12 protein-coding genes are annotated in these 13,264 nt (G+C 70.5%); 9 read left to right on the top strand and 3 right to left on the bottom strand.

All coding sequences use genetic code 11. The features are described 5' to 3' along the window. On the top strand, window positions 1-340 hold a 340-nt coding region (locus BM127_RS05270; protein ID WP_139227649.1), incomplete at its 5' end, for an integrase core domain-containing protein. Here BM127_RS05270 and heR read toward each other — a convergent pair. Then, window positions 337-1,113 carry a heliorhodopsin HeR gene (gene heR, locus BM127_RS05265; protein ID WP_091195218.1) on the bottom strand — a complete coding sequence of 259 codons (777 nt, stop codon included), beginning with the start codon at window positions 1,111-1,113 and terminating at the stop codon, window positions 337-339. The two genes, BM127_RS05270 and heR, sit on opposite strands and share 4 nt — an antisense overlap. 164 nt (window positions 1,114-1,277) lie before the next feature. Here heR and BM127_RS05260 point away from each other — a divergent pair, with 164 nt between their 5' ends. Then, on the top strand, window positions 1,278-2,222 hold the full coding sequence (locus BM127_RS05260) for a hypothetical protein (protein WP_091195215.1): 945 nt from the start codon (window positions 1,278-1,280) through the stop codon (window positions 2,220-2,222). A 19-nt stretch (window positions 2,223-2,241) separates the two neighbouring features. Here the strand turns inward: BM127_RS05260 and BM127_RS05255 are convergent, their stop codons facing one another. Both BM127_RS05255 and BM127_RS05250 read right to left on the bottom strand, forming a co-directional pair. Further along, a complete protein-coding gene (locus BM127_RS05255; RefSeq protein ID WP_091195212.1) occupies window positions 2,242-4,293 on the bottom strand; it encodes an NADPH-dependent 2,4-dienoyl-CoA reductase in 2,052 nt (683 codons plus the stop codon). A 4-nt stretch (window positions 4,294-4,297) separates the two neighbouring features. Continuing rightward, window positions 4,298-4,870: a PadR family transcriptional regulator gene (locus BM127_RS05250; RefSeq protein WP_091195209.1), complete on the bottom strand. Its 573-nt coding sequence runs from the start codon at window positions 4,868-4,870 to the stop codon at window positions 4,298-4,300. A gap of 178 nt (window positions 4,871-5,048) precedes the next feature. Between BM127_RS05250 and BM127_RS05245 the strand changes: the two genes are divergently transcribed. From BM127_RS05245 to BM127_RS05215, 7 genes are all read left to right on the top strand, one after another. Continuing rightward, on the top strand, window positions 5,049-6,197 hold the full coding sequence (locus tag BM127_RS05245) for a CaiB/BaiF CoA transferase family protein (protein WP_091195551.1): 1,149 nt from the start codon (window positions 5,049-5,051) through the stop codon (window positions 6,195-6,197). Between the two features lie 10 nt (window positions 6,198-6,207). Next, window positions 6,208-6,942, top strand: coding sequence for a glutamine amidotransferase (locus BM127_RS05240; RefSeq protein ID WP_091195206.1), 735 nt, complete (start codon window positions 6,208-6,210; stop codon window positions 6,940-6,942). Window positions 6,943-7,038: 96 nt separating this feature from the next. Next, window positions 7,039-8,481, top strand: a complete 1,443-nt coding sequence (locus BM127_RS05235; protein WP_091195204.1) for a flavin-containing monooxygenase — start codon at window positions 7,039-7,041, stop codon at window positions 8,479-8,481. A gap of 193 nt (window positions 8,482-8,674) precedes the next feature. Beyond that, complete coding sequence (locus BM127_RS05230) at window positions 8,675-9,949, top strand: ABC transporter substrate-binding protein (RefSeq protein WP_091195548.1); 1,275 nt, start codon at window positions 8,675-8,677, stop codon at window positions 9,947-9,949. Window positions 9,950-10,086: 137 nt separating this feature from the next. Further along, on the top strand, window positions 10,087-10,980 hold the full coding sequence (locus tag BM127_RS05225) for a carbohydrate ABC transporter permease (RefSeq protein ID WP_231263059.1): 894 nt from the start codon (window positions 10,087-10,089) through the stop codon (window positions 10,978-10,980). Further along, complete coding sequence (locus BM127_RS05220) at window positions 10,977-11,795, top strand: carbohydrate ABC transporter permease (protein ID WP_231263060.1); 819 nt, start codon at window positions 10,977-10,979, stop codon at window positions 11,793-11,795. Before BM127_RS05225 ends, BM127_RS05220 begins: the two co-directional genes overlap by 4 nt. Next, the gene (locus BM127_RS05215; RefSeq protein WP_091195196.1) at window positions 11,792-13,264 is read left to right on the top strand and encodes a GH1 family beta-glucosidase; all 1,473 of its coding nucleotides are present in this window, start codon (window positions 11,792-11,794) and stop codon (window positions 13,262-13,264) included. The genes BM127_RS05220 and BM127_RS05215 overlap by 4 nt, the downstream gene beginning before the upstream one ends.

Below are 13,264 nucleotides of genomic sequence, written 5' to 3'. Positions count from 1 at the left end.
AGTGGCCTGGTTCGCCGAGCGTGGAGTCACCGTCCAGCGGGTGTTGAGCGACAACGGCAGCTGCTACAAGTCGAACCTGTGGCGCGACACCTGCCACGACCTGGGCATCACGCCGAAGAAGACCCGGGCCTATCGGCCACAGACGAACGGCAAGATCGAGCGCTTCCATCGAACCCTCGTCGAGGGCTGGGCGTTCAAGAAGTTCTACAACTCCGAATCCGCAAGACTCGCCGCTCTGCCAGCATGGATCCACGAGTACAACCACCACCGGCCCCACTCAGCAATCGCTGGGCGCTCACCCATCACCAGGTTGGACAACCTGGCTGGGCATCACACCTAGGACGCCAGGGACCCGCCGAAGATCTGCCAGGCGAGCGCCGACTTGGCGACGAGGCTGAGCACGAGGTAGGCCCTCTCCCCGAACGCATAGCTGCGCCACGGCCCAACCTGGCGGTACTGCAGCCACTGGTTGAGGGCGAAGGTGTTGAAGAACAGGAAGAGCGACACGAAGATCCCGACCACGAACCCGGGCACCTCCTCGGCGGCGACGAGGTGGTAGCCGATGGCCACCCACGGCGTCGCACCGGCGACGCAGCCGAACCAGAACGGCATCATCGTCCGCGTCGCGCTGCCGGGAGGGTTGGCTGATTCTTGGAGCCAGCCGAAGAGGATCATCGCCACGTTGGCGCCGATGATGCCGATGAGCGCCGCGATGTCCACAACACCTGCGTAGAGCGCGATGAGGACGACCATGATCGTCGCGCTGAACGAGTACTCCACCCAGCGGAACCGGTTGATGCCGACGCGCAGGTCGCGCTCGTACGTCCCGCGCATGACGGTGCCCGTGAGCAGGTGATCGAGGCACGCCAGCCCCAGGAAAGTCGCGATGGCGACACCGATCGGCAGGTCGAACACGCCCTCCGGTGGAGCGATGGCGGTGCCGGGCGGACCCGTCGGCAGTGACTGGGTGACCGTGATGGCGAAGTCCGTCGCCAGCGCGACGACGGCGACCGCCTGGACGAGGTGGAGGGCCACGAGGGCGAGGTTCCAACCCTTCAGCGACCGCAGGGCCCGGTCGTCGACGCCGGGTGCGGTCACATCGGAGGTGATCATGGCTCCATCATGGAGCACGCCGCATGGGGGAGGCGTCGGTCGTGTGGCTCTCGACGCCCCCTCGGGTGTGCAGGACCGGTCCGGTCGTTTGCGATCATCGCCCGGGCAGCACGGGCTGTCACCCGCCCAGCGGCACGGTCCGCGAACTCTCGGAGGACGATGCTGTGACCACGGACCGTGAACAGTCGTCGCTGCGACACAGGCTGGAGGTCGGCCGCCTGCTGATCGGCTCGGTCCTGGAGCTGGGGATCAAGGCCTACGGCGCGGGCGCGGCGGCGAGCGTCGCGCTAAGCGACGCGGAGACGGTGGGCGGCAAGGCTCAGGACGCGGTCGCTGCCGTGCCCAACCTGATGGAGCGCTACCGCGCTGCGAAGTACGTCGTCGACCACCGGCAGGAGATCCAGTCCGCCCTCGACTACGTCAACGGACACACGCTGCCCCAGGCGGAGCTCGAGGCGACGCTCGAGCGGAGCTCGGTGACGCTGCGTGACATCCAGACCACCAACGACCAGGTCGTCGCGGCGAAGGAGGCCGCGGACGAGGCCCTCGACGTGGGCGTGGACCTCAACCCCTTCAACGGCTACGACGGGATCGACGGGATCGACATCGGCAAGACGCAGGAGGCGTTCGGCCACGTGCGTGCGGCGTGGGCAGCCAAGCCCGACCTCGAGTCCATCCGCGACCTCGCCGACGCGGCGGAGCAGGTGAGTCCCTACGTCGACCAGGTCGAGGTGCTGGTCCCCGTCTACTACGGCAACGTCCTCAACGTGGCGGACAACTTCGCGAGCGACGAGATCGCCGCCACCCTCGGCGTCATGGCACTTGCGCTCGGGATCGCCTTCGTCCTCGGCACGGCCGTCGGGTTCTGGGTCCGCCGCGGCCGGCCGGGACTGGTCGCCCGCACGCTGCAGCGATGGGGAGCACGCACGTTCCGACGCTGGTACGTCCGCAACCTGCCCCACGCCCTGAGCCCGGCGCTCTACTCCGCCGCGCACGAGCGCATCCAGCGCGACATCGTCGCGGACCCGCAGGACGCGCTCAGCCCGGAGGCCTTCCGCGAGCTCGAGCGCTGGTTCGCAGGCCGGGGCAGGGACACGCCTGCGCCGTGAGCCCGTCAGGGCCAGCGGCTCACAGCGCCGCCACGACCTCGGTCCCCTGCTTGATCGCGCGCTTCGCGTCGAGCTCGGCCGCGACGTCGGCGCCGCCGATGAGGTGGACCTTGGTCTCGACACCGGCTCGACCCTCGCCCTGCTCGACCAGCGGTGAAAGCGCGTCGTACAGGCCGCGCACCGAGTCCTGGCCGGCACACACCACGACCGTGTCGCACTCGATCACGTGGGACGAGCCGTCGACGGTGATGTGCACGCCGTCGTCGTCGATGCGGTCGTAGGTCGCACCCCGGACCTGGGTGACCTTGCTCTGCTTGAGCACCGCGCGGTGCGCCCAGCCCGACGTCTTGCCGAGGCCGATGCCGATCGGCGTGGTCTTGCGCTGGATGAGCGTCACCTCGCGGGCCGGCGTACGCGGCTTGGCCTCGGTCAACCCGCCCGCGGTCAGGGCGGGGTCGCCGACACCCCAGTGCGCCATCCAGTCGTCGAGGTCCTCGTCGGTGTGGGTGAGCCAGACGCTGACGTCGACGCCGATGCCGCCGGCACCGATCACCGCGACGCGCTTGCCCGGCACGACGCGCCCGCTCAGCACGTCGGCGTACGACGCCACGCTGGCGTGGTCGATGCCCGGGATCGCGGGCATCCGGGGGACGACGCCGGTCGCGACGATCACCTGGTCGAAGCCGGCGAGGTCGTCGGTGGACGCCTCGACCCCGAGGCGTACGTCGACGCCGAGGACCTCGAGGCGGCGGGTGAAGTAGCGCAGCGTGTCGGCGAAGTCCTCCTTGCCGGGCACGGCCATGGCGAGGCGGAACTGGCCGCCGAGCTCGGTCGACTTCTCGAAGAGGGTCACCGCGAAGCCGCGCTCGGCCGCGCTGGTCGCGGCCGCGAGGCCGGCAGGTCCGGCGCCCACGACGGCCACCGCCTGCTTGCGCATCGTCGGCACGAGGACGAGCTCGGTCTCGTGGCAGGCGCGCGGGTTGACCAGGCAGGAGGCGCGCTGGTTGGCGAAGACGTGGTCGAGGCAGGCCTGGTTGCAGGCGATGCAGGTGTTGATCTCGTCGGCGCGCTCGTCCATCGCCTTGGCCACGAAGGCGGGATCGGCGAGCAGCGGCCTGGCCATCGACACGAGGTCGGCCTCGCCGGCGGCGAGGATCTCCTCGGCGAGCTCGGGGGTGTTGATCCGGTTGGACGCGCACACCGGCACGTCGACGACCTGCTTGAGCCGAGCGGTGTAGGAGCGCCAGGCGCCGCGCGGCACCTGCGTGATGATCGTCGGCACCCGCGCCTCGTGCCAGCCGATGCCGGTGTTGAAGACCGTCACGCCCGCGGCCTGGAGGTGCAGCGCGAGCTCGGCGATCTCCTCCCAGGTCTGCCCGCCCTCGACGAGGTCGAGCAGCGAGATCCGGTAGACGATCGGGAAGTCGTCGCCCACGAGCTCGCGCGAGCGGCGTACGACCTCGACGGGGAAGTGCATGCGGCGCGCGGCCGAGCCGCCCCACTGGTCGTCGCGGTCGTTGGTGCGCGAGGCGAGGAACTGGTTGATGAGGTAGCCCTCGGACCCCATGATCTCGACGGCGTCGTAGCCGGCCTTGCGGGCGAGCGCGACGCTCTTGGCGAAGGCGGTCGCGGTGTGGTCGACGTCCTTGGTCGACATCGCGCTCGGCTTGAAGGGCGTGATCGGGGACTTCTTGTCCGACGCGCTCTGCGAGAGCGGGTGGTAGCCGTAGCGCCCGGCGTGCAGGACCTGCAGCGCGATCGCGCCGCCGGCCTCGTGCACCGTGCCGGTGACCCGCTCGTGGCGCATCGCGTGGAGGCGATTGGTCATCTCCGAGGCGAACGGCTTGAGCCAGCCGCGCTTGGTGGGGGCGTAGCCGCCGGTGATGATCAGGCCGACACCGCCGCGCGCCCGCTCGGCGAAGAACTCGCTGAGCCTGCCGATGTCCCAGGGGTGGTCCTCGAGCCCGGTGTGCATCGAGCCCATCACGACGCGGTTGCGGAGCGTCAGCGCGTCGGGTCCGGCACCCAGGGTGATCGGCTCGAGGAGGTGGGGGTAGGTGGGGTGGCTCATGGTGTCACTCTCTCGGTGGTTGAGGTGCGAGCGCAGCGCGCCTCGACACCTCGTGGGCCTGCAGGTAGTCGGTGATCCAGTCGATCCAGAACTGCTCCATCCGCAATCCGCCGCGCAGCACCAGCCACTGGTCGAGCCGGGCCTCGTCGAGACCGGAGGGATCGGGGAACTGGTCGCGCTCGAACGTCGCGTAGTGCGCCAGCCGCGTCGCGTGGTCGGCGCGGAGGTCGTGGAGGTTGCGGGTCAGCGTGGCGCGGTCGCCGTACGACGCCCCGCGCAGCTTGACCGCGACCTCGCTGCGGAAGGCCTCCATCGGCATCGGTGTCGCCAGCCACTCGGCCAGGACGCGGCGGCCCTCGGCGGAGGGTGTGTGCACCCGCTTGTCGGGACGGCCCTCCTGCTCGACGACCTCGACCGTCACCCAGCCGTCGGCCTCCATCCGCGCGAGGACGCGGTAGATCTGCTGGTGCGTCGCGTGCCAGAAGAAACCGAGGGACTTCTCGAAGCGGTGGGTGAGCTCGAGGCCGCTCGCGGGTCGCTCGCTGAGAGCGACGAGGAGGGCGTGCTCGAGGGCCATGGCAGGAGTGTGGCCCACCTATGCAACGAGTTGCAAGCGTGGGGTGCGCCACGTCGTCGGCCGGGGTAGTCCAGTGAGAGTTGGTCGTCACGACGGCCGTTTCGCAGCCGTTCACCACTGGACTACCCCACGGGAGCACCCTCGCGACCCTGACAGCACCGGTGTCATGATCGGCGGCATGACGTACGAGCTGGGCCAGGGCACCGGACCACTGCGGGGCGTGAAGGTGGTCGAGATCGCCGGCATCGGCCCCGGGCCGCACGCCTGCATGATCCTGGCCGACCTCGGCGCCGACGTGATCCGCATCGACCGGCCGGGCGGGGGCATGTTCGCCCTGGGCGACAAGGACCTGCTCAACCGCGGTCGGCCGAGCGTCGCGCTGGACCTCAAGCGGCCCGAGGCGGTGGAGGCGGTGCTGCGGCTGGTCGAGGGGGCGGACGTGCTGGTCGAGGGGATGCGCCCCGGTGCGATCGAGCGGATGGGGCTCGGTCCCGACGTCTGCCACGCGCGCAACCCGCGGCTCGTCCTCGGCCGGATGACCGGCTGGGGCCAGGACGGCCCCTGGGGCCAGGCCGCCGGGCACGACATGAACTACGTCGCGATCACCGGGGCGCTCCACGGCCTCGGCCAGGACCGCGACCGGCCGCACTTCCCGAGCAACCTGCTCGGCGACTTCGGCGGCGGCTCGACCTACCTCGTCATCGGCATCCTCGCCGCCCTCCTTGAGGCGCGCACCAGCGGACAGGGCCAGGTCGTCGACGCCGCGATCGTCGACGGCACCGCCCACCTCAACGCCATCGCCTCGACCTTCGCCGCGGTCGGTCTCGACTCCGGCCGGCGCCGTTCGGGGATGCTCGACGGCGGCACCCCCTGGTACGACCTGTACGAGACCGCCGACGGCCGGCACATGAGCGTCGCCGCGCTCGAGCCGCAGTTCTGGGCGGCCCTCGTCGAACGGATCGGCGTCGACCTCCCCGACCGCGACGACCCCGCCCACCACGCAGCCATCCGCGCCGCTCTGACGGCGAGGTTCAAGGAGCGCACGCAGGCGGAGTGGAGCGAGGTCTTCGACGGCACGGACGCCTGCGTCGCGGCCGTCGTACCCCTGGCCGAGGCGCCGCAGCACCCGCACCTGGCCGCACGCGGCACCTTCGTCGAGCGCGACGGCGTCGTCCAGCCGGCGCCGGCCCCGCGCTTCTCGCGCACCGAGGCCACCGTCGGCACCACGCCGGCTGCGCCCGGCCAGCACACCCGCGAGGCGCTGACGGCGTGGGGGATCGACGACGTCGACGCCCTCCTGGCCAGCGGCGCCGCGACCCAGGCCTAGGGTCTCGCGGGTGCGCCCCTTCCTCTTCCTCGGCACCCGCGCGGAGGACGACGTCGCGCAGCAGGAGTACGACGCCGTGCTGGCCGGCTGCGGCCTCCGGCCCGACGAGCTGGTGCGCGTACGCCTCGAGCAGGGGCCGCTCGGCGCGGTCGACCTGGCCGCGTGGTCGGGGATCATCCTGGGTGGCGGGCCGTTCAACGTCTCCGACCCGGAGGGGGCGAAGTCGGCGGCCCAGTGCCGGGCCGAGGCGGACCTGAGGGTGCTGGCCGAGCAGGTGGTCGCGGCGGACTTCCCGTTCCTCGGTGCCTGCTACGGGATCGGCGTCCTCGGCGGGCTCGCCGACGGTGTCGTCGACCGCACCTTCGGCGAGCCCATCGGTGCGCTGCCCGTACGCCTCACGGAGGCCGGCCGCGAGGACCCGCTCTTCGGCCCGATGCCGGACGAGTTCTTGGCCTACCTCGGCCACAAGGAGGCGGTGGCCCGGCTCCCCGAGGGCGCGGTGCTGCTGGCGTCGACCGACACCTGCCCGGTCCACGCGTTCCGGCTCGGGCACCACGTCTACGCCACCCAGTTCCACCCCGAGCTGGACCCGGTCGCCATCTGCGACCGCATCGACGCCTACAGCTCGCACGGCTACTACGCCCCGCACGAGCAGGAGTCGCTCAAGGCCGCTGCCCGCGAGGCGCTGGTCACCGAGCCGGTGCGGCTGCTGGCCAGGTTCGTGGAGCTGTACGCGCGGGGCTGAATCTCGGTACGCCCTCGTTCCTCGAGCTGCTCGATCAGCGAGGAGTGCGTTGTAACTCACGGTTACATCCGCGCCCGACTGACCTACGCTGGAGGCGTGAGCGACCACGTCGACGTGCTGATCATCGGAGCGGGCCTCTCGGGCATCGGTGCCGCCGCCCACCTCGCCAAGGACCTGCCGGGGACGACGTACGCCGTCCTCGAGCGGCGCGCCGTCAGCGGTGGCACCTGGGACCTCTTCCGCTACCCGGGCGTGCGGTCGGACTCCGACATGCACACCCTCGGCTATCGCTTCCGGCCGTGGGTCGGGGACACCGCCCTGGCCGACGGCGCCTCGATCCTCGACTACGTGCGCGAGACGGCCCGTGAGTTCGGCGTGGACCGGCAGATCCGCTACGGCCACCACGTGACGGGCGCCGCCTGGGACTCCGGGACCGCGCGCTGGACCGTCACCGCCGAGGTCGACGGCGAGGCCCGGACCACGACCGCCGACTTCCTGTGGGCGTGCAGCGGCTACTACGACTACGACGAGGGCCACTCGCCCCACTTCGAGGGGCAGGAGCGCTTCGATGGCCGGCTCGTCCACCCGCAGCACTGGCCCGACGACCTCGACCACGCCGGCAAGCGGGTCGTGGTGATCGGCTCCGGCGCGACGGCCGTGACGCTGGTGCCGGCGATGGTCGCGAGCGGCGCGGCCCACGTCACGATGCTGCAGCGCTCGCCGACGTACATCCTCCCCGTGCCGGGCAGGGACGCCGTGAAGCGCCGGCTCACCTCGGTGGTGGGGGAGAAGCGGTCCTACGCGGTGACGCGGTGGAAGAACATCGGGCTCCAGTCGGCGCTCTACAGGCTCAGCCGCACGCGGCCCGCGGTGGTGCGCCGGATGGTCCGCAAGGCCAACGTCGCGCTCCTGCCGCCGGGCTATCCCGTGGACACCCACTTCAACCCGACCTACGACCCGTGGGACCAGCGGATGTGCCTGGTGCCCGACGGCGACCTGTTCCACGCGATCCGCGAGGGGCGGGCCGAGGTGGTCACCGACCGCATCCGCACCTTCACCGAGACCGGCGTGGAGCTCGAGTCCGGCACCCGGCTCGACGCCGACATCGTGGTGACCGCCACGGGGCTCAACCTGAAGATCTTCGGCGGCGCCGAGCTCGTCGTCGACGGCGAGGTGGTCAAGCCCCACGAGGCCATGGCCTACCGCGCGATGATGCTCTCGGGCGTGCCCAACTTCGCCTTCACGATCGGCTACACCAACGCGTCGTGGACGCTCAAGGCCGACCTCGTCGCGGAGTACGTCGTCCGGCTGCTGGCCCACCGGCGAGCCGCTGGGAAGCGCTCGGTGGTGCCGGTGCGGGATGCCTCGGTGGCCGAGGCGCCGCTGATGGACTTCGACGCCGGCTACGTCCGGCGCGCCGTCCACACCCTGCCGCACCAGGGGGACGTCGAGCCGTGGTCCCTGCGCCAGAACTACCTCTACGACGCCCGCACCCTGCGCCGCGCGAAGCTCGACGACGGCGTGCTCCGCTGGTCCTGAGGGGCCAGATGAGCGGCGGAAGTGGAAGCGCTCTCACTCATTTCGGGTGACTCCTGAGCGCGCCATTGACACTCGATGTGACGGCGACCATAGTGAGCGACGGACGGAAGTGGAAGCGCTCTCACACCCGCTGCGTCCACCTTCCCGGTCGGGCACCGCGCCCGACGTTCCGTAGGACGGCAGGAGTGCAGTGGTGCAGACATTCAGGACCAGGCGAGCACGGCTCGTCACCAGCACGATCTTGACGCTGACCCTCGCGTCGACCGTCGCCGCGTGCGGCGGCGACGCGGACGGTGAGACGTCTGACGGCAAGACCACGATCACCGTGGCGACGTTCAACGAGTTCGGCTACGAGGACCTCATCGAGGAGTACAACGCGATGCAGGACGAGGTCGTCCTCGAGCAGGTCAAGGTCGGCACGTGGGACGACGCCAAGGCCAACCTCTACACCAAGCTCGCCGCGGGCTCGGGGCTCTCCGACATCGAGGCCATCGAGGGTGACGCCATCGCCGCCGTGCTGGCCGAGAGCGACGCCTTCGCCGATCTCACCGACCCGGAGCTGGAGGGCCGCTGGCTCGACTTCGTCGCCGAGAAGGGGACGAACTCCGAGGGCCAGATGATCGGCTACGGCACCGACGTCGGCCCGCAGGGTGTCTGCTACCGCGCCGACCTCTTCGAGAAGGCCGGCCTGCCGACCGAGCGCGACGAGGTCGCGGCCATGATGGGCACCTGGGAGGACTACTTCGCCACCGGCGAGAAGCTGACCGAGGCGCTGCCCGACACCGCCTGGTACGACTCCTCCGGTGCGCTGGCGCAGGCCATGCTCAACCAGGTCGAGAACCCGTTCGAGGCCGACGACGACACGATCCAGACCGACAACCCCGAGCTCCAGGCCGTCTGGGAGGCCGTCACCGGCAACTCCGACACGCTCTCCTCCCAGCTCGCCCAGTGGGGCGACGACTGGACCGCCTCGTTCCAGAACGACGGCTTCGCCACCACCTTCTGCCCCGGCTGGATGCTCGGCATCATCGAGGGCAACGCCGAGGGCGTCGAGGGCTGGGACATCGCCGACGTGTTCCCGGGCGGCGGCGGCAACTGGGGTGGCTCCTACCTGACCGTCCCCTCGCAGGGCGACAACATCGAGAAGGCGCAGGAGATCGCCGCCTGGCTCTCCGCCCCGGAGCAGCAGGCCAAGGCCTTCGCCGCCAAGGGACCGTTCCCCAGCCAGGTCGAGGCGCTCGCGGCCCCCGAGATCGTGGATGCGGTCAACCCGTACTTCAACGACGCCGAGATCGGCCAGATCTACGCCAACCGCGCGGCGGCCATCACCATGCAGCCCTACAAGGGCCCGAAGTACTCCGACATCCTGACCGCCTTCATGGACGCAGTGCTCCGCGTCGACGAGGGCTCGCAGCAGCCGGATGAGTCATGGGAGCAGTTCCAGTCCGACGTGGACGCGCTGGGCTGAGAACGTTGTCGCAGAAGACGCTCGACCCCACCGGGGCCCGGGGCGGGGAGCCGCACGGCTCTCCGCCCCGGGCGGGGCGGTCTGACCGGGGCCAGGACCTTCCTCCTCCCGAGCTCACCTGGCGTCAGCGCCGAGCGGTGTGGGACACCCGCTGGGCGCCCTACCTCTACATCTCCCCGTTCTTCATCGTCTTCGCGATCGTCGGGCTCTTCCCGCTCGCCTACACCGCCTACGTCTCGCTCCACGAGTGGAGCCTCCTGGGCGGGAAGGGTGAGTTCATCGGGCTGCAGAACTACCGCGACGTCTGGGACAACCCGTACTTCACCAAGCAGGTCGTCAACACGGTGAGCATCTTCGTGCTCTCCTCGGGCCCGCAGATCGTCATCTCGGTCGTGCTCGCGGCCCTGCTCGACAACCAGCTGCGTGGCCGCACGTTCTGGCGGATGAGCATCCTGCTGCCGTTCGTCGTCTCCCCGGTCGCCGTCGCGATCATCTTCGGCAGCGTCTTCGGTGACCGCTACGGCCTGCTCAACGAGCTGCTGGGCACCGTGGGCATCGGCCCCATCGCCTGGCACACCGACCGGTTCGCCAGCCACGTCGCGATCGCCACGATGGTCAACTGGCGCTGGACCGGCTTCAACGCCCTGATCTTCCTGGCCGCGATGCAGGCCGTCCCCCGCGACCTCTACGAGTCCGCGGAGCTCGACGGCGCGGGCCGGATCCGCCAGTTCCTCAGCATCACCCTGCCGATGATCCGCCCGACGATGATCTTCGTGATCATCACCTCGACCATCGGCGGCCTCCAGATCTTCGCCGAGCCGCGGCTCTTCGACGAGACCACCACGCGCAACGGCGGCAGCGACCGCCAGTTCGGGACGATCACCATGCTCATCTACAACTTCGGCTGGCAACTGCGCGACCTCGGCCGCGCCTCGGCGACGGCGTGGATGCTCTTCCTGCTGATCCTGGTGATGGCCCTGGTCAACCTCATACTGATGCGCCGCATCGGGAGCCTGGGAGGCGACCGGTGACGCGACGCCCCGGCTTCCTCGTCTACGGCCTGCTCGCCGCGTTCGTCCTCGGCTCGGCCGCCCCGTTCTACTGGTCCTTCCTGCTCGGTTCGCACACCGCCCAGGTGGCGGCGCAAGGGGTGCCTCCACTGCTTCCGGGCGGGCACTTCCTCGACAACGCCAGCCGGGTGATCGACACCGTCCCGTTCTGGAAGGCGCTCGGCAACAGCGTGCTGGTGTCGTCGGTGTGTGCCACCTCGACCGTCGTCTTCGGCACCCTGGCCGGGTACGCCTTCGCGAAGCTCCGCTTCCGTGGGCGCTCGGCGCTGCTCGCCGGCGTCGTCGCCACCATGGCGGTGCCGACGCAGCTCGGGGTCGTGCCGTTGTTCATCCTGATGTCCAAGCTCGGCTGGACCGGCACCACGTGGTCGATCATCTTCCCCACCCTGGTGACCGCCTTCGGTGTGTTCTTCATGCGCCAGTACCTCGTGGACGCCGTTCCCGACGAGCTGATCGAAGCGGCGCGGATGGACGGGTGCTCCCAGATCGGCATCGTCTGGAACGTGGTGGCCCCGGCCGCCAGGCCGGCCGCGGCGATCCTCTGGCTGTTCACCTTCATGGCGACGTGGACGGACTTCTTCTGGCCGTTCATCGCGCTGCCCGCCGACAACCCGACCATCCAGGTCGCCCTCAACCAGCTGCAGAGCGGCTTCTTCAAGGACTACAGCCTGGTCCTCACCGGAGCCACGCTCGCCACCGTGCCGCTGCTGATCCTGTTCGTCCTCACCGGTCGCCAGCTGGTCGCCGGAATCATGCAAGGAGCCGTCAAGGGATGACCGTCCAGAGCAAGATCCTGAGCGACCCGGTCGCCACCGGGGAGGCCCGCTTCCCCTCCGACTTCGTCTGGGGCATGGCCACCGCCTCCTACCAGATCGAGGGGGCCGTCGCGGAGGACGGACGTACGCCCTCGATCTGGGACACCTTCTCCCGGGTCCCCGGCGCCGTGCTGGGCGGGGACACCGGCGAGGTCGCCTGCGACCACTACCACCGGATGCCGGCCGACGTGGATCTCCTCGCCGAGCTCGGCGCCACGTCGTACCGCTTCTCGGTGGCGTGGCCGCGGGTGCGCCCGGACGCCGGTCCGGTCAACGCGGCCGGACTGGCGTTCTACGACCGGCTCGTCGACGAGCTCCTCGCCCACGGCATCGCGCCGTGGCTGACGCTCTACCACTGGGACCTGCCGCAGGTGCTCGAGGACGAGGGCGGCTGGACCAACCGAGACACCGCGTTCCGGTTCGTCGAGTGCGCCACCGCGGTGCACGACGTGCTCGGTGACCGGGTGCCGACGTGGACCACCCTCAACGAGCCCTTCTGCTCCTCCCTCCTCGGCTACGCCGCCGGGCACCACGCGCCGGGACGGCAGGAGGGCGCCGCAGGCCTGGTCGCCGCGCACCACCTGCTGCTCGCCCACGGGCTGGCGACGCAGGAGCTGCGCAGCCGCGGCGCGGACCGCCTGGGGCTGAGCCTCAACCTCACCGTGCCCGACCCCAGCGACCCGCAGGACCCGGAGGACGTCGACGCCGCGCGGCGCATCGACGCGCTGCACAACCGGCTCTTCCTCGACCCGATCTTCCGCGGTGCCTACCCGGTCGACCTGCTCGAGGACACCGCCCACCTGCCGTGGCAGCACGCGCCCTGGACCGACGTCGTGCGCGACGGCGACCTGGCCGCGATCTCCACGCCCATCGACGTGCTGGGCGTGAACTACTACCACGGCAATGAGGTCTCGGGGCACCCGCGCACGGACGTCGTCGGTGTCGGCTCCGACCAGCCGGACCGGGTCGCGCTCTCGCCCTTCGTGGGCTCCGAGCACGTCACGTTCCCCAGCCGCGGGCTGCCCGTCACCGACATGGGTTGGGAGATCCAGCCCGACGGGCTGCACCGCCTGCTGCGGCGCCTCCACGACGACTACCCCCACCTGCCGATCTACCTCACCGAGACCGGTGCCGCCTTCGCCGACCAGCCCGACGAGCAGGGCGCGGTGCACGACCCCGACCGCATCGCGTTCCTCGACTCCTACCTCCGGGCCGTGCACCGCGCGGTCGAGGAGGGCGTCGACGTGCGCGGCTTCTTCCAGTGGTCGTTCATGGACAACTTCGAGTGGGCCTTCGGCTATGCCAAGCGCTTCGGGCTGGTCCACGTCGACTACGCGACCCAACGACGTACGCCGAAGTCGAGCGCGCGCTGGTACGCCGATCTGTCCCGCACCGGCGTACTGCCTTCCTCCGAACCAGACGACGACTAG

This window comes from Nocardioides alpinus, assembly GCF_900112035.1.
GTDB classification, from domain to species: domain Bacteria; phylum Actinomycetota; class Actinomycetes; order Propionibacteriales; family Nocardioidaceae; genus Nocardioides; species Nocardioides alpinus.
Note: the sequence above shows the minus strand (reverse complement) of the source record. Positions and strands in the feature narration are given on the sequence as shown.

Excerpts from the sequence above, each read along its gene's own strand:
- heR (WP_091195218.1), bottom strand. The coding sequence starts at position 1,113 with ATGATCACCTCCGATGTGACCGCACCCGGCGTCGACGACCGGGCCCTG.
- BM127_RS05255 (WP_091195212.1), bottom strand. The coding sequence starts at position 4,293 with ATGAGCCACCCCACCTACCCCCACCTCCTCGAGCCGATCACCCTGGGT.
- BM127_RS05250 (WP_091195209.1), bottom strand. The coding sequence starts at position 4,870 with ATGGCCCTCGAGCACGCCCTCCTCGTCGCTCTCAGCGAGCGACCCGCG.
- BM127_RS05245 (WP_091195551.1), top strand. The coding sequence starts at position 5,049 with ATGACGTACGAGCTGGGCCAGGGCACCGGACCACTGCGGGGCGTGAAG.
- BM127_RS05215 (WP_091195196.1), top strand. The coding sequence starts at position 11,792 with ATGACCGTCCAGAGCAAGATCCTGAGCGACCCGGTCGCCACCGGGGAG.